Here is a 21,349-nt window from a genome sequence, read left to right on the forward strand (position 1 = left end):
GATCACGATGCGGGCTCGTACGGCCTGGTGGGTCGGCCCGGTCAACGCCTGGCTGGACCGCAGGGCGGCGGACGCGCGCCGCTCGCCCGAGGAGTCCTTCGACCGCATCGCGGCCGCGGCCGCGCGCCGCGAGGGCACGGCGGCGGAGGCCGTGGACCCGGACTTCGTCGCCGACCTGCGTCTCCTGCACGGATTCGTGCATACCGACGCGGAGGTGGCCGCGCTCGGCCGGCGCGCCTTCGACGGCGAGATCGGCCGGCACCTGGCGAACCGCCTGCGCCTGGACCGGGCCGAGGCGCGGGACCCGGAGGCCGCCGCGCGGCCGGTCGAGCGGCCGGTGTTCGTCGTGGGGCTGCCGCGCAGCGGCACCACCCTGATGCACCGGCTGCTGGCCGCGCCGTCGGAGCACCGGGCGCCGCTGCTGTGGGAGCTGCTGGCCCCGGGCCGGCCCGACGCCGGACGCGCCGAGCTGCGGCGCCGCCGGGCCGCGGGGAGGCTCATGGTGGCCCAGGCGCTCTCCAGCACCCCCGCCCTGCGCGATATGCACCCGCTGCGCGCCGACGCCCCCGAGGAGTGCACCCACCTGCTGCCGCACAGCTCCTGGCACTGCACCCGGGCCCGGCTGCCCGAGTACGGCGCGTGGCTGGCCCGGCGCGACTTCACCGCCGACTACGGCTACCTGGGGCGGCAGCTGCGGGTGCTGAGCGGACCGGGGCCCGAGCGCCGCTGGGTGCTGAAGTCGCCCTTCCACCTGTGCCACCTGGAGGCGCTGCTGTCGGCCTTCCCCGATGCCGTCGTGGTGTGGACGCACCGCGACCCCGCGCGGGTGATGGCCTCGTGGTGCAGCATGGTCGAGGCCCTGCGCGGCGTGTTCACCCGCGGGGCGGACCCGGCCGACCTGGGCGAGGAGTGGCTGCGGACCTGGTCGGCCGCTGTCGCGAAGGCCATGGCGGTACGCGAGGCCGCCGGCCCCGCCCGCTTCGTCGACGTCGACTACCGCGAACTCACGGCGGACCCGGCGGGGACCGCCGAGAAGGTGTGCGCCCGGATCGGCGCCGTCTGCGACGGGCCCGCCCGCCACCGGATGGCCGAGGTGGCCCGGTGGCCGGGCGGGCCCCGCAGCCGGCACCGCTACTCGGCGGAGCGGTACGGGCTCGACGCGGACCGGGTCCGTGCCGCCTTCGCCCCCTACCTGGCCGCCTTCGGACCGACCGCCTGACCGCCGCCCGCCGCCGCGCCGGGCGGCTCCGCCGGGCCGAGCCAGCGGTCCAGCGAGGCGGCGGTCGCGGGCAGGTTGTCGACGTGCAGGTTGTGCCCGGCGTCGGGCACGGTGTGCACCTCGAAGCCGCGCGCCCGCAGGTCGCTTTCGTCCAGGGCCGCGGAGTAGCCGGACCGCTCCGCGAACTGCACCAGCACCGGCGCCGCTGACGGGTCCGGAGTGGCGGGCGTGTCGAAGCGGCGGAGGTCCAGCAGGGTGCGCGGGTCCCAGCAGGCCCGGGCCGCCTCGTGGTCGCGGACGTCCTGCGCCGTCCAGCGCTCGCCCGGCGCGGCGGCCGCGTCGGCGAGGTAGTCCGCCGCGACCTGCGGCAACTCCTCTCCGACCACGTTCCAGTAGGGCTCGGCGTAGACGACGCGCCGGGGTGCGAGCCGCGGCGCCGCCAGGCTGAGGACGACGGTGCCGTAGGAGTGGCCGAGCGCCAGGTCGACTCCTGCCGGCACCGTCTCGGCCACGTCGGCGGCCAGGGCCGCGGGGCTGTAGTAGCCGCGCGGGCTGCGGCCGTGCCCGCGCAGGTCGACGGCGAGCACCCGGTAACCGCGCCGCACCAGTTCGGCCGCCAGCCGGTTGAAGGTCCTGGAGTCCACGGCCATGCCGTGGACGAGCAGGGCGGTGCGCTCGCCCGCCCCCCACTCCCGCGTGTGCAGCCTCACGGCGCCGCCTCCGTCCGCACCGCGACGGCGGCGAGCCGCCGCCGGGCTGTGACGCGCTCGGCCAGATCGGCGACCGACGGGCTGGACCCGACCTCGACGGGCGACAGCTCGCAGCCGAGTTCGGCGCGGATGCCGAGGACCAGCTCGGTGGCCATGATGGAGTCGATGCCGAGGTCGGCCAGGCGGCGGGTGCGGTCCACTCCGTCCGCGCCGGTGCGCATGACGCGGGCGATCACACCGACCAGGATGTCCTCGACCCGCCGTCCGCACTCCTCCGGCGGCAGCTCGTCGAGCCCGGCGGCCGGCACCGTGCCGGCCTCCCCGCCGGTCCGCGGCGCGAACCCGGCCAGCCTGGTCTGCGTGTGGAAGTTCGGGCTGAAGGAGGCGAAGCGCGGCCAGTCCATCTCGGCCACCGCGACGACGGCGGCGTGCCGGGCGAGAGCGGCCTCCAGCTCGTCCAGCGCCGTCGCCGAGTCGATCGCGCCGATGCCCCTGCGGCCCATGGCCGCGCCCATCCCGCCGCGTGCCACCACCCCGGTGTCGCCGATCGCGCCCCAGCCCATGGCCAGGCCGGGCAGCCCGGCGGCGCGGCGCTCGCGCACCAGCGCTTCGAGGTAGGCGTTGGCCGCGACATAGGCCGCCTGGTTGCCGCTGCCCACGGTGGTGGCGATGGACGAGTAGACCACGAAGAAGTCGAGCTCGCGGCCGCGGGTGAGCCGGTCGAGCAGCTCCGCGCCGCGCACCTTGGGCGCGAGCACGGTGCGCAGGTCGTCGTCGGAGGTCTCGGTGAGGGGCGCGTCGGCGAGCACCATGGCGGCGTGCACGACGCCGCCCAGCCGCCGCCCCGGTCCGGTCAGCTCCTCCAGCAGCGCCCGCAGCGCCGCCTCGTCGGTCACGTCGACCGCGTGCGCCGTGGCCTCCGCGCCGCTCGCGCGCAGCTCGGCCAGCAGGGCGGGCGCCTCGGGCGCGCCGGCGCCGCGCCGGCCCACCAGGGCGAGGCGACGCGCGCCGCGTTCGGCCAGCCGGCGGGCGGTGGCCGCGCCGAAGCCGCCCAGGCCGCCGGTGACCAGGTAGACCGCGTCGGCGTCCAGCCGGATCCGGGCGGCCGGCCGCGCCGCGGCCGGGGCGCGGTCGAGCGCGATGACGGTGCCGCCGGTGCCGCCCGGGTCGGCGAGCGCCCGGTAGGCGGCGGCGAGGTCCTCGGCCGGGTGGGCGGTGTAGGGCGCCGGGACGGCGTGGCCGGAGCGCACGGACGCGATCGCGTCCGCGAAGCAGGCCCGGGCCAGGTCGGGCCGCTCGACGATCATCGCGTGCACGTCGACGGCGGCGGCGGAGCCCAGGACGGAAGGCGACGGCGCGCCGCCGGCCGGCCGTGCTGGCCCCGCGGCGACGAAGCGGCCGCCGGGCCGCAGCAGCTCGCCGGCCAGGTGCGGGTCGGCGGTGCCGGACGTGTCCAGCACGATGTCCACACCGCCGCCGGTCAGCGCCGCGATCCGCCGCGCGAGCTCGTCCGGCTCAGGGTCGAGCACGTGGTCGGCGCCCGACAGGGCGAGCAGGTCGCGGGCGAGGGCTGAGGCGCCGACGGCGATCACCCGCGCCCCGGCGCCCCGGGCGTGGCGCAGCGCCGCCAGTTCGGTCGGGCCCGCGCCGCCGAGGAGCAGCAGCGTCTCACCCGGGCGCGGCCGCGCGGTGTGCCGCAGGGCGTACTCGACGGTGAGGAGGGCCGTGGGCAGCACGGCCGCGGCGGCGAAGGGCATCTCCGCGGGGATCGTCCCGACCAGGCCGGCGTCGGCGGCGACGTGGGAGGCGGCCGCGCCTGGGGCCAGCGCGAACACCCGGTCGCCCCGGGCGAAGCCGGTCACCCGCTCCCCCACCGCGACGACCACGCCCGCGCAGTCCGTACCGACCGTGTAACCCGACTCGAGCGGGCTGGCCGGCCGCACCGCGCCGGACGCCTCCATGGCGTCGCGGCGGGTCAGCCCGACCGCCCGTACCTCGATGGCGACCTGCCCGGGGCCGGGTTCGACGGCCGCTCGCTCGGTCCAGTCGAGCCGGTGGTGCGGCCCCGGCCGGCGCAGCCGGAGCACGGCGGGCGCCGGCTCGGCGGCGGGGGGCACGGCGGTCTCGCGGGGCGCGAAGCGGCCGCCGTCGAGGATGATCTCGTCCTCGCCGTCGGGGTCGAGCAGTTCGCGGGCGAGCAGGGCGGCGTCGCGCTCGGCGTCGCCGCCGGGGCGCAGCGCCACCTTGCGCACCGCCATGCCGGGGTTCTCGTTGGCCAGCACGCGGCAGGCGCCCCACGCCGCCGCGTGGCCGAGCGCGAAGGGCGGCTCGGCCCCGGGCGGGAAGCCGCTCGGGCGGGTGACCAGCCACAGGGCCGGCAGCGCGCCGGCCGGCGACCGCTCCGCCGCGGCGGCGACCGACCGCAGCACGGCGATGCGCCGCACCGCGTCCTCCACCGTGTCCGCCGTCCGCCCGTCCGGTCCATCGCCCAGCACGATGACCAGGCCGGACGCCTCGGTGTGCTCGGTCCAGGCCGGGACCAGTCCGTCCGCGCCGGTGCGGACGACGGCACCGCCCGGCTCGGCCAGCCGCGCGCCGAGCGCGTCGGCCAGGCCCTCGGCGCCGGGCTCGGCGGCGACGATCCAGCTCGCCGGCCGCGCCTCGGCGGCGTCGGGCGCCGGCCTGCCGGCGGCCGGGTCGACGGGGCCGCGCCGGGCGAGCAGCACCGAGATCTCGTCCTCGGGATCGGTGCTCGCCGGGACCACGTCCGCGAAGCCCGCGTCGGCGATCACGTCGAGCCACCGGTCGCGGGGCAGCAGCGGCAGGGGGCCGCGCAGTTCCGTGTCGGAGTAGTTCCAGAACCCGTCCAGCAGCCCGAAGCTCATCCCGATGCTGTCCAGCTCGTGCAGTTCGACGCAGAGCAGGTGACCGCCCTCGTCCAGCAGGCCGGCGAGGCGACGCAGCGTCGCCCGCACGTCGGTGGTGGCGTGCACCGAGTTGGCCGCGACCACCACGTCGAAGCCGCCCGGGGCGAAGCCCTGCTCGGCCGGATCCTTCTCCAGGTCGAGCAGCCGGTAGTCGACGAAGTCGTAGCGGGCGAACTGCTTCTTGGCCGGGTCGACGAAGTACGGGGTCAGGTCGGTGAACACGTAGCGGGTGCGCTCCGGCGGCAGCACCGGGAGCAGCGCGGCGGTGAGGGAGCCGGTGCCCGCGCCGACCTCCAGGACGCGCAGCGGCCGGTCCGCGGGCCGGTGCGCCGCGATGGCGGCCAGCAGCGCGGCCGCCTCCTCGTTCATCTTCCTGGTGGCGTGCAGCTCGCGGTAGACGTGTTCGAGCAGCCGCGTCTGCCCGAGGACGACCAGGTCCATCGGGTCGTGCTCGCCGCGCAGCGCGGCGGCCAGGTGGCGGCCGCAGCGGCCGAGCAGCAGCAGCGCGCCGTCGAGCTCGGGGAAGTCCGCGAGGGCCCGGCGGAAGGACTCCACCGGCGTCGGCCGCCCGCACACCCGCCAGCGCGGCGCCTCGGGCGTGCCGAGCGCGTCGACCAGCCCCTGCCTGCTCGCGCAGTGCGCGAGCACGTCCAGGTAGCGCGCGTACTTGGGCAGGACGCCGCGGGCGACGAGGTCGGCCGCGGTGAACACCGCGCCGGCCGCCGCGAACTCCGCCAGCGCCCCGGCGGCGAAGTGTCCGCCGGCCTCCATGAGCGCGCGGCGGGCCGCGACGGCGCGCGGGGTGCGCACCAGGCGGTGCGCCGCGGCCAGCCGGTCCGCCGCCGAGGCGACCAGTTCCGCGGGGCTCGGCGACAGGACGGGGACCTCCGCCGGGCCGGGCCGGGGCACGGCCCGGCGCACCGTGGTGTAGCGCCGCTCGGCGGCGGCGCCGTCCTCCACGCGCCGCAGCCGGTAGCCCTCGATCTCCACCGCCGCGGTGCCGTCCTCGTCGGCGATGAGCAGGTCGAGTACGGCCTCGTCGCCGCTCATCCCGACCACGCGGAGGTGGACGAGCCCGTCCGCCGCCGGGCGGCGCCAGGCGCGGAGCGCGTCGACCCCCGCCGGCAGGAACAGCTGCCCGGAACTGAACCCGGCCAGCAGGGCCGCCGTGGTGTGCAGGGCGCCGTCGAGGACGACCGGGTGCGCCTCGAAGCCGTCGGCCGGGTGCTCGCACCGGTAGCGCGCCAGCCCCTCGCCGGTGCCGACGTGCACCTCGCGGACGATCCGGAAGGCGGGGCCGTGCTGGATGCCGAGGCCGCGCATGAGCGCGTAGACGCGTTCGGCCTCCCAGCGGCCGCCGTCCAAACGGGCGCGGAGCGCGGCGGGGTCCAGGTCGGCGGGGCGGCGCTCGGGCCGCTCGCGCACCCGCGCCCGGGCGTGCACCCGCCAGTCGCCCGCGGTCCCGGTGCGGCCCGCGACCCGCAGCACGCCGTCCGCGCCCACCGATACCTGGGTGCGCACGTCCATCTCCGGGTCGTCCCAGGCCAGGGCGAGCAGGGACAGCACCTCAAGGCCGGCCACCTCGACGGGCGCGCCGAGCGCGCGCCGGCCGGCCGCCAGCGCCATCTCGGCGTAGCCCATCAGCGGCATGACGACCGCGTCGCGGACCTTGTGGTCGGCCAGCCACGGCAGGAGGGCGGGCTCCAGCCGGTTGGTCCAGGTCGGCTCCATCACCGGCGCCCGCTCGCCGAGGAGAGCGTGCTCCAGGGCGGGGTGCTCGGCGCGGGGCGCCCACCAGTTCGGGTCGCCGTTCCAGTGCGGCTCGCGCCGCCAGGGGTAGCGGGGCAGGTCGACCACGCGTCCGCGGTCGGGCAGCAGCGCCTCCCAGTCGACCTCGGCCCCGCAGGCGATGACGTCGGCCGCGGCGGCGTCCAGGGCGGCGGCCTCGCCGCCCTCGGGGGCGCGCTCCGGCCGGGTCAGCGTGGCCACCACGGCGCCGTGCCGCTCCGCCCCGGCCGTCAGCCGCCGCAGGTAGCCGCCGAGCACCGGGTGCGGGCCGATCTCCACGAAGACGCCGCAGCCCTCCCTGGCCAGCCGGCGCACCGCCGCGGCGAACAGCACCGGCTCCCTGACGTTGCGCCACCAGTACCCGGCGTCCAACTCGTCCCCGGCGACCGGCGAGCCGGTGACCGTGGAGACGAGCGGGATGCGCGGCTCGGCGGAGCCGAGCCCGGCCAGGTCCGCCATGACCTGCGCCTCGATCGGGTCCATCGCGCGGCTGTGGAAGCCGTAGTCCAGGTCGAGCGCGCGGAACGGCGCCTCCTGCAGCCGGAGCCGTTCGCCGAGTTCGGCGAGGGCGGCGGGATCGCCGGAGACGGTCACGTCGGTGTCGCTGTTGACGGCGGCGATCTCCAGCCGCCCGGCGAAGGCGGCCAGCTCCTTCTCGGCCCGCGCGACCGACAGGCCGACCGCCGCCATCCGGCCGGTGCCCGCGGTCCGTCCCTGGGCCCGGCTGCGCGCCGCGATCACCCGCGCCGCCGTGGCGAGGTCGTAGGCGCCTGCGGCGTGGGCGGCGGCGACCTCGCCGACGCTGTGCCCGGTGGCGGCGGCCGGCCGCACTCCCCGCTCGGCGAGCGCGGCGACCAGGCCGACCTGGAGGGCGAACAGGGCGGGCTGGGCCACCTCGGTCCTGGCCAGGCCGGACCGCTCCGGCGGTGCCGTCAGCTCGTCAAGGACCGACCAGCCGAGTTCGGGCCGGAGCACGGCGTCGGCCTCGGCGACCGCGGCGCGGAAGACGGGGTCGGCCTCCAGCAGCGCGGCGCCCATGCCCGCCCACTGGGAGCCGTTGCCGGAGAAGACGAAGGCGACGCCGCGCGCCGCGGTGGCGGTGCGCACGGCGCGGCCGGGCGCGGCGGCGAGCGCCCGCAGCCGCCCGGCGGCCTCGGCCGGCGTCGCGGCCAGCACGGCGGCCCGGTGCTCGTGGCCGCCGCGCCGGCGGCAGGAGGTGTAGCTCAGGTCGTAGAAGTCCTCGGTGGGCGCCGCCGCCAGCCGGTCGGCCATGTCGGCGGCGGCCCGCGCCGCCGCCTCGCCCGTGCGCGCCGACACCAGCACCGGCAGCCGCCGCCGGGAGCGCGGCTCGGCCCGCTCGGCGGGCGGCGGCTCGGCCAGCACGACGTGCGCGTTGGCGCCGCCGATCCCGAAGGAGTTCACCCCGACGACGGCGCGCCGCCCCGGTTCAAGCCGCCGCGCCGTGCGGACGGGGTCCAGGCCGAGGCCGGCGAAGTCGATGGCGGGGTTGAGCGTGTCCGCGTGCAGCAGCGGCGGGACGCACCTCTCGCGCACCACCAGGACGGACTTGAGCAGGCCGGTGATGCCCGCGGCGCCCTCCAGGTGGCCGAGGTTGGTCTTGACCGAGCCGATCGGCAGCGGCCCTTCGGTGCGGGCGACGCCCAGGGCGCGGCCGACCGCCTCGCACTCCACCGGGTCGCCGGTCGGCGTGCCGGTGCCGTGGGCCTCGAAGTAGGCGAGTTCGTCGGGGGCGACTCCCGCACGCGCGTAGACCTCGCGCAGCAGCGCCGCCTGTCCCGCCGCGCTCGGGCGGGACAGGCCGCCCTCGGTGCGGCCGTCGCAGTTGGTGCCGGTTGCCATGATGACCGCGTGCACGCGGTCGCCCTCGGCCAGGGCGTCGTCGAGCAGCTTGAGCAGTACCAGCCCGCCGCCCTCGGAGCGGACGTAGCCGTCGGCCCCGGCCGAGAAGGTCTGGCAGCGGCCGCGCCGCGAAAGGACCTGCCCCTTCGCCGCCAGCACGAACTCGTAGGGGTTGATCAGCACGTTCACGCCGCCCGCGATCGCCATCCGGCTGCGGCGGTGCACCAGGCTCTCGCAGGCCTGGTGCACCGCGATCAGCGAGGACGAGCAGGCGGTGTCGACGGTGGTGCTGGGACCGCGCAGGTCGAAGTGGTAGGACACCCGGTTGGGCACCGAGGTCCCGGCCGTGCCGCACACGGTGTGCGCGTCGAGCGTGTCCGGGTTGTGCTGCTGGAGGGCGCCGTAGCCGTACTGGTAGACGCCGATGTACACGCCGGTGTCGGAGCCGGCCAGCGCCGCCGGGTCCATGCCCGCGTCGTCCAGCGCCTCCGCCGCCAGGTCGAGCATGATGCGCTGCTGCGGGTCTATCCGGCTCGCCTCCCGCGGCGAGACGCCGAAGTAGCCGGCGTCCCAGCCGGCCAGGTCGTCCAGGTAGCCGCCGGTGAAGGAGTAGGTCCGCCCCGGGCGCGCCCGGTCGTCCGACAGGTACCGCGCCTCGTCGAAGCGCCCGGGGGGCGGCGGCGTGATCAGGTCGCGCCCCTCGGCCAGGGCAGACCACAGACCGGACAGATCGACGATTCCACCCGGAAGCCGACAAGCGGCGCCGACGACAGCAATTGCATTAGGACCGAAATCCGGCCACCGACCCATAGCGATCCTTCAGGAGAGAAAGGCGTGAAGCGTCACGGAAAGCCGGTAATCCGCGCGAGCGGACAGCTTGCCCTTTCCCATGGAACCACAGGCCGATAGGACCGGAAGACGGTTCGAGGAATAAAGAATTGTCGGTCCGATACGGCGGCCGCGAAATCGCGCCACATAATCGCCAAAGGGTCGAAATGCGGTTCGATCGCCGGGCGTGTCCCAGTCGACCCGGGCCACCTCCGGGGCCGCCGGATCACCGACCAGCGCGGCGGCCACCTGGCCGATCAGGCTCTCGGCGTTCTCCGGCTCGGCGAGGTAGGCGTTCTTGTCCGGCGGGTCGACGCAGCAGTGGGCCCGGACGTAGACGACGCGTTCGAGCAGTTCGGGGAGTGCGTTGCCGACCCCGCTCACGGTGACGCCGCCCTGCCGGCGGACCCGGCGCGGCCGTGAGGCGGTGGCGGCGCGCGGGCCGCCGGGACCGGAAGGGGCCGTCCCGGCGGCCCGGCGCCCGGTATCAGCGGGCCGGCACGACGGCGACGTGCCACCAGGAGGTCCAGCCGCGGCACAGGACGTAGGCGATGACGGTGGCCACGGAGACGCCCAGGTCGATGAAGCCCGCCTGGACCGCGTCGGGCACGTCCCCGTAGGAGAAGTACAGAATGGTCACCACGATCTTGTGGAACAGCACGAGTTCCCATACGCCCGGCAGGCTGCGCGGCCAGAACACCAGCAGCGCCCACATACCGGCGAAGACGACGTATCCGAGCGTCCGCCAGGTCTCGACCACGAGCGTTTCATCGGGGGCGTTCAGTACGATCAGAATTCCGTTGGCCAGGGCCACGAGGGTGGCGAGCACGTTGAGAACGTTGATTCCACGGCCGATGCGGTCCTGTGTGCGTGTGGGCGCGTCGGCGGGAGCGGTCGGGGTTACCGGTGTCATGACAATATCCTTTCGGTGGCCTCGCGGCACGACAGAGCCACCATTCATGCAGTAATGGTACGTGACTCAAGTTAATGGCCGTTACTGTAGCGAAGTCCTATAGCGACGGCAACCGGGATACACTGATCCGTGATGCCGACGGAATCCGCCAGCCAGCTCCCGCGCCGTGAGCGGCTACGACTCCAGCAGCGCGAGCAGACGATCGCCGAGATCGAGCGGACCGCGTACGCGCTCCTGGACGACGGCGGCGTCGCGGCGGTCTCCCTGGCGGCGGTCGGCAAGGCGATGGGCATGACCGCACCGGCCCTCTACCGCTACTTCCCCTCGCGCGACGCGCTGATCGACCGGCTCGTCACCTCCTCCTACGCCGAACTCTCCGCGGCGATCACCACCGCCCGGCCCGGCGAGGAGCACGGCGCGGCGAAGGTCAGGCACATGGCGCGCGCGTACCGCGCCTGGGTGCTGCGGCACCCGCGCCGGTACGCGATGCTGTTCACCGACCGCCGTCCCGATATGGCGGAGCCCGCGGAGGGCGTCGCCGCCTTCAACCAGGCCATGCTGGACCTGCTCGCCGCCCTGGCCGAGGCCGCGCCCGGGCCGGTCGAAGGCCCGCTCGGCATGGACGAGTCCCTGGCGCGGTGGGCGGAGCGGATCGGCGCCCCGCCCGGCACCCCGGCGCCGGTGCTGCGGCGCGGCGCGCTGCTGTGGTCGCGCGTCCACGGCCTCGCCACGCTGGAGATCGCCGGCGTCTTCGGCACCATGGGCATCGACGCGGGCCAACTGGTCGAGGCGGAGGTCCAGGCGGTGCTGACGGGCGCGTTCGACTAGTTCGGGCGCCGCCGCCGGTGGTCGCATCCCGGCGCGGTCCGGCGTCGAATGCGGGCCGGTCCCGCTCCACCCCCCTTTTTTCTTGCGCGGTTGAAATTTCCCGCTGAAAAATGAGAGCGTGTCGCCGTGATCGAAATTCCCTATCTCGGTTCCGGCCCGTACTGCTATTCGAATTCGCTGGCGATGATGATGGGCGCGCAAGCGCCGCCCGCCGGGGTCATCGAGACGCTGACCGGCAGCCCTTTCGGTATGCAGTTGCTCGGCGGCGGGCTGCCGTTCTTCGACCCCTTCGGCTGGACTCCGGAGATCGGTGTGGACGACGCGCTGGCCGCCCTGGGCTGGACCGCGGAACGGACCAGCGGCGGCGACGCCGCCACGGCGGTCGCGCGCCTGTCCGCCGAGCTGGCGCACGGACCCGTCATGGTGGGCCCGGTCGAGATGGGGCGCCTGCGCTACCAGCCCGGCATGGCCGGCCCGATCGGCGCCGACCACTACCTCATCGCGCTCGGCGTCGACGACGAGCGCGTCCTGCTGCACGATCCGCAGGGATACCCCTACGCGACCCTGCCGCTGGGCGAGTTCGCCGAGGCGTGGCGGGCCGAGACCGTCGACTACGCCGAGCCGTACACCATGCGCACAGGCTTCACCCGGTCCGCGCCGACCGACGCCGCTGCGGCCCTCGCCGCGGCCGTGCCCCGCGCGGCCGCCTGGCTGGGCGGCGAGACCGGCCACCCGGCCCCGCCGGGCACCCTCGCCAACGGCGATGCCGCGCCGGCCCTCGCGGCACTGCTGGAGTCCGGCTGCGGCGAGGCGGCCCGCGAGCACCTGGTGCACTTCGCCGTCCGCGTCGGCACCCGGCGCCTGGCGGACGCCGCCGCCTGCATGCGCGGGGCCGGCCGGCCCGAGGCGGCGGCCGTCCTGACCGCCCAGGCGCGGCTGACCGGCTCGCTCCAGTACGCGCTGGCGGTCGGCGACGACCGCGCGGCAGCCCGGGCCCTGCGCTCGCTCGCCCCGACCTACGCCGAACTCCGCGCCGAACTGCTGAGGTGACCGGCCGGTGCCGGTCCGGCGCGCACATCGCAGCCGATTTCTGCCGCCATTTCCGCAGGTCGCGACTGCACGCCCGGATTCGGCGCCGGCGGCAGGAGAACGGAATGGATCCGGATGAATCCGGAACATCCCAATGCCATAGCCTCCGGCTATGTCTGCAACGACACGGCGCCGCCGTCCCGGACGAACGGCCCGATTCTGGACGTCCATTCTGCTCAGCGCACTCCTGGCCCTGCTCGCCGGCGCTCCGCCCGCCCTCGCCGACCCGTCCGCGGCGGCAGCGCCCGACCAGGAGCTGTCGCGTCCGTTCGCCGCCGGCGACCTCGGCTACCGCTGCTTCCGCATCCCGGCCGTCGTCACCACCCGGGACGGCACGGTGCTCGCCTTCGCCGAGGCCCGGGTGGCCGACTGCGGCGATGTCGGCGACATCGACCTGGTGCTGCGCCGCTCGGAGGATGGCGGCCGCACCTGGGGCGATGTGCAGGTGCTGCGCGGCCGCAACGACACCGGCGGCTTCGGCAACCCCGTTCCGGTGGTGGACTCCGTCAGCGGCCGGGTCTCCGTGCTCTTCGCCTACAACCCCTGGACGCTGGACGAGGACGGCGACCGCGTCCGCGGCGAGCGCACCCTGCACACCCTCTACAGCGACTCCGACGGCGTGAACTGGACCCCCGGCGCCTATCTCGGCTCGCTCAAGCTGCCCGACTGGGGCTGGATCGCGCTCGGACCCGGGCACGGGATTCAGCTCACCCGCCAGGACGGCCTGGCGCCCGGCGCCTCGCCGAGGATCATCGTCCCCGGTGACCACACCAACCGGGTCACCGGCCGGTCCGGAGTGCAGCTGTACTACAGCGACGACGGCGGCCGTACCTGGGCGATGGGCGCGATGCACGAGGCGCCCGCCGGCAGTGCGCACCCGGGCGAGACCACCGTGGTCGAGCGGGTGGACGGCTCCATCTACCTCAACTCCCGCTCCTCGGCCAACTGCGGCACCCCCGACCACCGCCTCGCCGCCACCAGCTCCGACGGCGGCCTCAGCTTCGACCCCGGTGCCTTCGCCCCCGTGCCGAACCTCCCGGTGCCGCCGGTGTCGGCCTCGCTGCTGCGGCTGCGCGCCACCGACGAGGGCGACGCCCGCAACCGGTTGCTGCTGTCGGCACCGGCCCGTCCGGGCGCGGAGGCGTCGGACCGGCGGGTGCTGTCCATCCGCTCCTCCTACGACGAGGGCGCCAGCTGGGACCCGGTCGGCACCGTCATCGTGCCGCTCCGCGCGGGCTACTCCGACCTGACCGAGCTGGACTCCGGCCGGATCGGCCTGCTGTACGAGACCGGTATCAACACCGCGCACGGCAACATCGTCTTCACCTCCTTCACCGAGGCCGAACTCGACGGCGCCGCGGGCGACCTGACCTTCCCGCGCACCAGCGACGGCTCGGGCAACGGCAACCACGCCGTGGTGCACGGCGGCGCGGCGCTCGGCAGCAGGGGCACCGGCAGCGCGATGACCTTCGACGGCACCGACGACCACCTCCGCCTGATCAACTGCCCGGCGTCGCTGCGCTTCGGCGACGGCGACTTCACCGTCGCCGCCTGGATCCGCTACAACGCCACCACCGGCGCCCACCCCATCATGTGGGGCTACGGCCAGGGCTCGGGAGCACGCCAGTTCTGGCTCCGCGCCGAACCCGCGTCCGACCGCGTCCGCGCCGCCATCGACACCGGCACCGCCGCCGCCTCCGTCAGCACCACATCGGCCTACAACGACAACGCCTGGCACCACGTCGTCCTCACCCGCCAGGCCGGCCGGCTGAGCCTGTCCGTCGACGGCGCCACCCCGGCCGCGGCCACTGCCCCCACCGGCGACCTCACCCCGGCCGGCGCCTTCACCATCCACATCGGCGCCCGCCCCGACGAGCGAGAGCACTTCACCGGCGCCATGGACGACGTCCGCGCCTACGACCGCGCCCTCACCACCGCCGAAGCCGCCCGCGTCCGCACCGGCGCCACCGACATCCCCGACGAACAGGTCCGCCTGGCCTTCAACACGATCTGGTGATCTGGGCCTGAGCCCCGGCCGCCGTCCGCCCCGGCATCGGGCGGGCGGCGGCCGGGGCGCGGCCGTCCGACGGGCTCAGCAGGTGGAATTGCGCTGGGTGAGCAGGCCCAGCCGCCACGGGAGCTGGGAGTAGTCGCCGCCGGCGTTGGGGTCCATGCCCTGGTAGAGGTAGCGGAGGTTGCAGGGGTTGATGCGCATGGTCTGGTCGGTGCCGGCGCGGATCATCTCGCCGTGGCTGATGTCGGCGGTCCAGCGGCCGCCCGGGAAGGTGACGTTGGCGGCGCCGGCGAAGGGGTTGCTCTCGGTGGCGGCCAGGGGGGTCCACGGGCCGCGCAGCGAGCGCGAGGTCCAGGAGCGGAAGTAGCGGCGGCCCTGGCTGCCGATGGCCTCGACCAGGAGCAGGTAGGTGTCGGTGCCGTCGACGCGGTAGACGTTGGCGGCCTCGAAGAGGTTGTTCCTGCTGTCCTGCATGGCAATCACGGTGTTGGTGAAGCCGTTGGGGAAGTTCGCCACGGTGGTCTCGGCGCGGTAGAGCTGGCCGTTGTCGTCGGATGAGAACAGGTAGCACATGGCGGTGTCGCAGGTGACCCAGAAGTCGAGCCAGTGGCCGTTGCCGATGTTCTCCTCGACGATGGGCGGCATCCGGTCCTGGAAGTTGCGCGGTGCCGACCAGCTGTAGGGGTCGCTGATGTCGCGGGTGGTGGAGTACGACGGCAGGCCGGTCTGGTAGACGAGGTACCACAGGCCCTGCGGGGCGTAGTAGAACACCTGCGGGGCGGCGCGGTAGCCGCGGCCGATCGCGGTGGTGTCCAGGTGGTACTGGCGCGCGCCGGCGGCGTTGCTCCAGTCGTTGAAGCGGGTGTAGGTCAGGCTCCAGCCGCCGGCGGTGTTCGCGGTGGTGGCGAAGACGTGCCACTGGCCGCCGTGGTAGACGACCGACGGGTCCTTGACGGAGACGATGTCGTGGGTGGCGTCGCGCTGCGGGCTGATCAGCACGCCGCTGGACGACCACTGGAAGCTGGACGGCAGGGTGGCGGGCGCCTCGGCCGCCGCGGCGGCCGGGGCGGGCTGCGCGGGTGCGGCCGCGGCGGGCGCGGCGGCGGGCAGGAGCAGGGCTAATGCGGCGGCCGCCGCGAGGACGGCGCCTTTCATACGCGGTGGGGTCATGGGGGTTCCTCGGATCGCGGGGTGTGGATGGCCGCGGGTGGCGCGGGCGCGTCCGCTCGCGCGGTCGCGGCGGCCGCCGCGCCGCGGCCGTGCCGGATGCGGCGCGAATGCTTGAGTGCGGGGCCGTACGGCGGTCACGGAGGGCGATCGGCGCACGGCAGGCGGAATTCACCTGTCGAATGGAAGAAAGAGTCGCCGCGAAAAGGGAGTTGCCAAGCGTCATACCGCTGTCCGCATTACGGAATGACGCCATGGCATCGGCCATGCGGACCACCCGAATACGTCCGCACTCGCCCGGCCGATGTTAGCGCTAACAATTATGCGAGCGACTCACCCGAACGGAAATACTGAGGTGAATATAACCAGGCATAACCAAGGCGTCAAGGCTGGTCGACAGAGAGTCAGAATGTCATTTCGGCCGGCGGTGCGGTGCTGGTGCGCACAATGAGTTCGCTACCCGGCTCCACCCGCGTCCGGGCGAGCGCTTCACCGCGTGCGAGGGCCGCGCGACATTCTGGACGCCGCCCTGGTGGAGAAGGTCTTCGGCCTGCCCGCGCGGGTCGTTCCGGACCCCGGCACGGGCGCACCGGTCGTGCTGCCGCGCTCCGCGCCGGGCTGAGCCCGGACCGCGGTGCCGCCCCCGGCCGGGGGCGGCACCGCGGTCCGGCGGCTACTGGGCGCTCGCCGCCGGGCGGACCACGATCTCGTTCACGTCCACCTCGGCGGGCTGCGCGACGGCGAAGGCGATCGCGTCGGCGACGGCCTCGGCCGGGATGGCGACCGCGCGGTAGGTCCGCATGGCCTCGCGGGCGGCCGGGTCGCCGATGGAGTCGGCCAGTTCGGACTCGGTGACACCCGGGGAGACGACGCTGACCCGGATGTCGCCGGGCGACTCCTGCCGCAGCCCCTCGGAGATCGCACGCACCGCGAACTTGGTCGCGCAGTACACCGCTGCGGTGGGCGAGACCTCGTAGGCGCCGACCGAGGCGACGTTGACGAAATGGCCGCCGCCCTGCTCGCGCATGACCGGCAGCGCGGCGGCGATGCCGTGCAGCACGCCGCGCACGTTCACGTCGATCATCCGGTCCCACTCCTCGGTCCGCAGCGCCGCCAGCGGCGACAGCGGCATCACCCCGGCATTGTTGACCATCACGTCCACCCGCCCCCAGCGCTCGCGGGCGGCGGCGACGAAGGCGTGCACGTCGGCGGCGTCGGTGACGTCCAGCCGCCGGCAGGCCGCCTCGCCGCCCTCGGCGGCGATCCGCCCGGCCAGCTCCTCCAGCCGGTCGGTGCGCCGCGCGCCCAGCATCAGCCGGTGCCCGGCGGCCGCCAGGCGGCGGGCCGCCGCCGCGCCGATCCCGCTGCTCGCCCCGGTCACCAGGACGACCTTCGCGGTGCCGGTCATGCCCGCTCCTCCTCTCGGTACAGCACCAGGTGCTCGTGGTAGAGCACTCCGTCGCGGATGTCGCCCGTCGCGGTGAACCCGGTGTCGTCGACGTAGTCCAGATGGCTACCGGTGACCGTGTAGCGGCCGGTGTAGGCGCTGCGCCGGCCGTCGCGCGCCTCGTCGTAGCGGCCGTCCGGACGCAGTTCCTGGCGGATGCGGCCGTCGGCGGTCACCCACATCCCCACCACGTGTACCTCGCCGTCGTCGGCGGTGCCGGCCATGGCGCTCCTCCCCTCGGTAAGCGCGGGTCCTGTCCCGCAAAACCGAGTCTGGGCCGGTCGGCGGGGGCGGACCAGGCCGCTCGGAGCCTGGGTGCGGCGCACCCAGGCTGCAGGCCGGACCACCGCCTAGCCTGGGGTCGTGGACAAGCACCTGGGAGAGTTCCTGCGCGCCCGCCGGGCAGCCCTGCGCCCCGACGACATCGGCATGGCGAGCCACGGGGTGCGCAGGGTCGCCGGGCTGCGCCGCGAGGAGGTCGCCGTCCTGGCCGGGGTGAACGCCGACTACTACACCCGCCTGGAGCAGGGCCGCGAGCGCAATCCCTCGCCCCAGGTGCTCGACGCTCTCGGCCGCGCGCTGCGCCTGGACGCCGACGCCCGCGCCCACCTGTTCCGGCTGGCCGGGGCCGCGCCGGACTACCGCGGCTCCCGGCGCGGCGCCGAGCGGGCCGGCCCGGCGCTGCGCCAGCTGATGGACGGCTATCCGAACACCCCGGCCTTCGTGCTCGGCCGCACCCTGGACGTCCTGGCCGCCAACGCGCTGGCCGACGCGCTGTTCGCCCCGTTCGACCCGGCCGACAACCTGGCCCGCATGGTCTTCCTCGACCCCGCCGCCCGCGACTTCTACCTCGACTGGGACCGCACCGCCCAGGCGACGGTCGCCAATCTGCGCGAGGCGGCCGGCTTCGACCCCGACGACCCGCGCCTGCGTGAACTCGTCGCCGCCCTGAGCGAGCGCAGCCCGGCCTTCACCCGGCTGTGGCAGGCTCACGACGTGCGCGGCAAGACCCGGGACGCCAAGCGGCTGCACCACCCCGACGTCGGCCCGCTCACCCTCACCTACCAGTCCTTCGACGTCCGCGACGCCCCCGGCCAGCAGCTCGTCATCTACCACGCCGAGCCGGGCGGCGCCGACGCCCAGGCGCTGGGCCTCCTCGGCTCCGTCCACGCCACCCGCCGCGCCGAACCCGGTCCGCGCCGGTAGCGGCGCGCCAGGGGCGGGCGCGGCAGGGCCGCGCGCCCGGTCAGCGCCGCATCAGCTCGGCGCGCAGCTCCGGCGGGAGGCGTTCGACCGCGTAGCGGAGCGTCACCCGCGGCATCCGCTCGGCGTGCTCGCGGAGGAAGGCGAGCAGCCGGTCGCGGTCGACCTTGCCGATCTCGCGGAGCGCCGTCCCGACGGACTTGTGGACGGGCTCCTCCGGATCGTCCAGCAGGATCCCGGCGAGGGCGAGCGCGTCGTCGACCTCGCCCGCGCGGATGAACCAGAAGGAGGCGGTGATCGCGGTGCGGCGCTCCCAGACGTCGGCCGACGCGGCCAGCTCGTACAGCGGCCGCCGCGGCTTGTCCAGCAGGTACCAGCCGATGACGCGCGGTGCGGCGCGGTCGACGAGGTCCCAGTTGTTGATCCGGTCATGGCGGCGCAGGTACAGCAGGTAGAGTTCGCGCCGCTCGTCGTCGCCGATCCCCTTGCGGCGGGCCTTGAAGTCCAGGATGCTCACGGCTCCGACGCGCGCCTCGTAGTACGGGCTGTCCAAGAGCAGGTCGACCTGATCGAGCGGCATGCGCTCGAAGGACTTCGCCGTGTCGAAGAGCTGCTTCATCCGGACGCCGATGACCTCGAAGTCCTTCTCGGACCTGAGGTAGCGGCGGATCTTCGCCCGTTCGGCGTCGGAGCGCAGCGCGTGCATCGCCTCGATGAACTCCGCGGCCGTGGCACCGGCCATCCGGCTCCCCCTCCCCCGCCGCGGCGGCCGCCCCGTGCGCCCCGCCGGACCGCGCCATCCTATTGGCGGCCGGCCGGGAGCGGGGCTCCGCCGGAGTACCCGCCCGGGTCGGGGATGGCTATGGTGTCGGCCATGCAGCCGCTCGGGGCGCTGGTGAGCGTCCATCCCGTCGCCAACGGCCGCCGCTGGTCGGCCGGGCTGGCGGTGCTGCTGGTGGTCGGCACGGCGGTGGGGCTGCTGGCACTGCTCATCTTCAACCCCGGTCCCGGCCGCGGCTACGGCGGGCTGCTCGCGGTCATGATGATCGTGCTCGCGGTCGCGGTGCCCGCCGCGTGGACGCAGTTCGCCAAGGCGGTGCGCGGCGGTGCGGCTGAGTCCTTCGAGCTGTACGAGGGCGGGGTGGCGCACGTCGCCCGGGGCGTTCGGCGGAGCTGGACCTGGGACCAGGTGTTCGGAGTGCGGGCCGCCGAGAAGGGCGCGGGGGCGGTGTTCGGCTGGGACTTCGGCTGCGCGGTCTCCTTCCGCGACGGCGCCCGCGTGCAGTTCAACGGCCTCACCCGGGGCGCCAGGACGCTCGCCGAGGCGGTGGTGCGCCACTGCCCGGAGGCGGTCGGCCGGACCACCGAACCCGAGTGGCTGGACGACGTGCTGGTCTGGCTGCTGCGGCTGACCCCCCTGTTCGCGATCGGCTTCGGCGCGGGGCTGTGGTGGATCGCCTCCGTCTTCATCGCCGACGACGCGCGGACCGACGCGCTGTCGCCCGGCTACGCCGAGGGGGTGCAGCCGCTGAGCGACGCCGCCGCGGGCGGGCTGGCGGCGCTCGCCATCGTGTGCGTGGTGGGCTGCGTCCTCTCGGTGGTCGCCGCCGTGTGGTGGTGGATCATCGAGGGCGGCGACGGCTGACCGGGCGGACGCCCCTTCCCAGGACAGCTGAATTATACCATAAATGGCATGCAATTGCACATTGAAATGGCCATGCAAAAGCGATGCGGAATTCGCTATATTGGCGCGCATGCCGACGCCCGAAGAGAAATTCGTGAAATCCGGTGAACTGCGGCTGTGGACGGAGCGCTCCGGCGATCCGAACGACCCGCCGGTGCTGCTGGTCATGGGCACCTCCGCCCCGGCGGCGGGCTGGCCGGACGAGCTGGTGGCGGCGCTCGTCGCCGGCGGGCGGCAGGTGATCCGCTTCGACCACCGCGACACCGGCCGGTCCTCGTGCGTGGACTTCGCCGCCCGCCCGTACACCCTGGCCGATATGGCCGCCGACGCGCTCGCCGTCCTGGACGGCCACGCCGTCGCCGACGCGCACCTCGTGGGCGCCTCGCTGGGCGGCGCGATCGGCCAGTGGCTCGCGGTGCACCGCCCCGAGCGGGTGCGGACGCTCACCGTCGTCATGTCCGCCCCGATGGGCCACGACGCCGGACCGGCCTGGGCACGCGCCTTGGCCGGGCAGGCGCCCGATCCCGACGACCTGCCGCCGCCCGCACCCGCCTTCCTGCACCACCTGGCCCGGCTGGCCGAACGGCCCCCGTCCACCCGCGAGGAGCAGATCGCCGCGAGCCTGGAGACCTGGCGGGTGCTCAACGGCGGCGCCCTGCCCTTCGACGAGGCGGCGGCCCTGGCCTTCGTCACCGGGGCCCACGACCGCGCCGCCGACCCCGCCGCGGCCGCCAACCACGACCTGGCCGGACGCGCCCTGACGCCCGACCGGCTCGCCCCGCTGTCGGCGATCACCGCGCCCACCCTGGTCGTGCACGGCACCGAGGACCCGCTGCTCCCGCTGCCGCACGGCCGCGCCCTCGCCGAACGGATCCCCGGCGCGCGGCTGCGCACCGTCCCCGGCATGGGCCACGGCTTCCACTCCCCCGGGCTGCCCGAGCGCATCGCCGGGATGATCCTGGAGCACACCGCGGCCGGGTGACCGGCCGCGCCCCGCCGGCGGGGCGCGGACTCACCGGCCGGGTGCCAGCAGCTCCCGGCCGAGCACCCCGCCCCACCAGCGTTCGACGCGCTCGGGCGGCCAGGACCGCTCGGTGGTGAGCGTGGTGTAGACGTCGATACTGCACACCGCCGCGTACACGTCCACGGCCGCGGGCACGTCCAGGCCGTCCCTGAGCACGCCGTCGGGCCAGGACGAGAACACCTCGGTGCGGATCTCGTCGGCGCGGCGGCGGCCGTCGGCGTAGGCCGCGGCCAGCTCGGGCTCGGTGCGGCCCGCCTCGCGGATCAGCGCGATGACGTCGCCGGCCCGTTCGAACAGCCGCCGGTCGTAGCCGGCCATCGCCGCGAGCTGCCGGGCCGGATCGGCCGAGGCCGCCTCCACCTCGGCGAGCTGCCGCGGCGCGTCGGCCGACAGGTCGGCCGCGTCGGCCAGCGCCCGCGTCAGCCCGGTCTTGCTCCCGTACGCCGAGTAGACGGTGGGCACGGAGACGCCGGCCTCCCGCGCCACCTCGCGCACGGTGGTGGCCGACCAGCCCTGCGCGAGGAAGAGCCGGCGGGCGGCGCGGGCGATCTCGGCCCTCGTCTCGTCCGCCTGCGTCGCCCGGCGCAGCGAGTCGTACCGTCGCCGCCCTGTGGGTGCACCCATGGAACCTCCGGACTTACCGCTCTG

General features: G+C 75.2%; 17 protein-coding genes. 8 read left to right on the forward strand and 9 right to left on the reverse strand.

What is annotated here, in order from left to right; all coding sequences use genetic code 11:
- The first annotated feature begins 7 nt into the window (after positions 1 to 7).
- A complete protein-coding gene (locus CLV72_RS22970) occupies positions 8 to 1,219 on the forward strand; it encodes a sulfotransferase family protein (protein ID WP_106250084.1) in 1,212 nt (403 codons plus the stop codon).
- On the opposite strand, the gene CLV72_RS22975 is transcribed toward CLV72_RS22970, so the two are convergent.
- From CLV72_RS22975 to CLV72_RS22985, 4 genes are all read right to left on the reverse strand, one after another.
- The gene (locus CLV72_RS22975) at positions 1,189 to 1,929 is read right to left on the reverse strand and encodes an alpha/beta fold hydrolase (RefSeq protein ID WP_106250086.1); all 741 of its coding nucleotides are present in this window, start codon (positions 1,927 to 1,929) and stop codon (positions 1,189 to 1,191) included. The genes CLV72_RS22970 and CLV72_RS22975 overlap by 31 nt on opposite strands.
- Positions 1,926 to 9,314 (reverse strand): type I polyketide synthase, encoded by a 7,389-nt coding sequence (locus CLV72_RS22980; RefSeq protein WP_106250088.1) that lies wholly within the window; start codon positions 9,312 to 9,314, stop codon positions 1,926 to 1,928. The genes CLV72_RS22975 and CLV72_RS22980 overlap by 4 nt, the downstream gene beginning before the upstream one ends.
- A gap of 9 nt (positions 9,315 to 9,323) precedes the next feature.
- A complete protein-coding gene (locus CLV72_RS31865) occupies positions 9,324 to 9,716 on the reverse strand; it encodes a hypothetical protein (protein ID WP_146159535.1) in 393 nt (130 codons plus the stop codon).
- 103 nt (positions 9,717 to 9,819) lie between these two features.
- Positions 9,820 to 10,245, reverse strand: a complete 426-nt coding sequence (locus CLV72_RS22985; RefSeq protein WP_146159536.1) for a hypothetical protein — start codon at positions 10,243 to 10,245, stop codon at positions 9,820 to 9,822.
- A gap of 132 nt (positions 10,246 to 10,377) precedes the next feature.
- On the opposite strand from CLV72_RS22985, the gene CLV72_RS22990 reads away from it, so the two are divergent.
- The 3 genes from CLV72_RS22990 to CLV72_RS23000 all read left to right on the forward strand — a co-directional run bounded on the left by CLV72_RS22990 (position 10,378) and on the right by CLV72_RS23000 (position 14,179).
- Positions 10,378 to 11,073, forward strand: a complete 696-nt coding sequence (locus tag CLV72_RS22990) for a TetR/AcrR family transcriptional regulator (RefSeq protein WP_106250092.1) — start codon at positions 10,378 to 10,380, stop codon at positions 11,071 to 11,073.
- Positions 11,074 to 11,199: 126 nt separating this feature from the next.
- Positions 11,200 to 12,123 (forward strand): hypothetical protein, encoded by a 924-nt coding sequence (locus CLV72_RS22995; RefSeq protein WP_106250094.1) that lies wholly within the window; start codon positions 11,200 to 11,202, stop codon positions 12,121 to 12,123.
- Between the two features lie 151 nt (positions 12,124 to 12,274).
- The gene (locus tag CLV72_RS23000; RefSeq protein WP_106250096.1) at positions 12,275 to 14,179 is read left to right on the forward strand and encodes a sialidase family protein; all 1,905 of its coding nucleotides are present in this window, start codon (positions 12,275 to 12,277) and stop codon (positions 14,177 to 14,179) included.
- 75 nt (positions 14,180 to 14,254) lie between these two features.
- Here CLV72_RS23000 and CLV72_RS23005 read toward each other — a convergent pair whose 3' ends face one another.
- A complete protein-coding gene (locus CLV72_RS23005) occupies positions 14,255 to 15,346 on the reverse strand; it encodes a glycoside hydrolase family 62 protein (protein ID WP_106250098.1) in 1,092 nt (363 codons plus the stop codon).
- 493 nt (positions 15,347 to 15,839) lie between these two features.
- Between CLV72_RS23005 and CLV72_RS33710 the strand changes: the two genes are divergently transcribed.
- Entirely contained in the window at positions 15,840 to 15,965 is a 126-nt protein-coding gene (locus CLV72_RS33710) for a hypothetical protein (RefSeq protein WP_281262430.1), read from the forward strand.
- Positions 15,966 to 16,016: 51 nt separating this feature from the next.
- Here the strand turns inward: CLV72_RS33710 and CLV72_RS23010 are convergent, their stop codons facing one another.
- Together CLV72_RS23010 and CLV72_RS23015 are read right to left on the reverse strand one after the other, a co-directional pair.
- Entirely contained in the window at positions 16,017 to 16,751 is a 735-nt protein-coding gene (locus CLV72_RS23010) for an SDR family oxidoreductase (RefSeq protein ID WP_106250100.1), read from the reverse strand.
- Complete coding sequence (locus CLV72_RS23015) at positions 16,748 to 17,014, reverse strand: Atu4866 domain-containing protein (protein ID WP_106250102.1); 267 nt, start codon at positions 17,012 to 17,014, stop codon at positions 16,748 to 16,750. Before CLV72_RS23015 ends, CLV72_RS23010 begins: the two co-directional genes overlap by 4 nt.
- A gap of 139 nt (positions 17,015 to 17,153) precedes the next feature.
- On the opposite strand from CLV72_RS23015, the gene CLV72_RS23020 reads away from it, so the two are divergent.
- On the forward strand, positions 17,154 to 17,996 hold the full coding sequence (locus CLV72_RS23020) for a helix-turn-helix transcriptional regulator (protein ID WP_106250105.1): 843 nt from the start codon (positions 17,154 to 17,156) through the stop codon (positions 17,994 to 17,996).
- A 40-nt stretch (positions 17,997 to 18,036) separates the two neighbouring features.
- On the opposite strand, the gene CLV72_RS23025 is transcribed toward CLV72_RS23020, so the two are convergent.
- On the reverse strand, positions 18,037 to 18,735 hold the full coding sequence (locus CLV72_RS23025) for a DNA alkylation repair protein (RefSeq protein ID WP_106250107.1): 699 nt from the start codon (positions 18,733 to 18,735) through the stop codon (positions 18,037 to 18,039).
- A gap of 132 nt (positions 18,736 to 18,867) precedes the next feature.
- On the opposite strand from CLV72_RS23025, the gene CLV72_RS23030 reads away from it, so the two are divergent.
- Together CLV72_RS23030 and CLV72_RS23035 are read left to right on the forward strand one after the other, a co-directional pair.
- Positions 18,868 to 19,638, forward strand: coding sequence for a hypothetical protein (locus CLV72_RS23030; RefSeq protein ID WP_146159537.1), 771 nt, complete (start codon positions 18,868 to 18,870; stop codon positions 19,636 to 19,638).
- 133 nt (positions 19,639 to 19,771) lie between these two features.
- The gene (locus tag CLV72_RS23035) at positions 19,772 to 20,659 is read left to right on the forward strand and encodes an alpha/beta fold hydrolase (protein ID WP_211303052.1); all 888 of its coding nucleotides are present in this window, start codon (positions 19,772 to 19,774) and stop codon (positions 20,657 to 20,659) included.
- A 30-nt stretch (positions 20,660 to 20,689) separates the two neighbouring features.
- Here CLV72_RS23035 and CLV72_RS23040 read toward each other — a convergent pair whose 3' ends face one another.
- Complete coding sequence (locus CLV72_RS23040) at positions 20,690 to 21,325, reverse strand: TetR/AcrR family transcriptional regulator (protein WP_106250116.1); 636 nt, start codon at positions 21,323 to 21,325, stop codon at positions 20,690 to 20,692.
- Between the last annotated feature and the right edge of the window lie 24 nt (positions 21,326 to 21,349).

This window comes from Allonocardiopsis opalescens (genome assembly GCF_003002095.1).
In the GTDB taxonomy this organism is placed as follows: domain Bacteria; phylum Actinomycetota; class Actinomycetes; order Streptosporangiales; family Streptosporangiaceae; genus Allonocardiopsis; species Allonocardiopsis opalescens.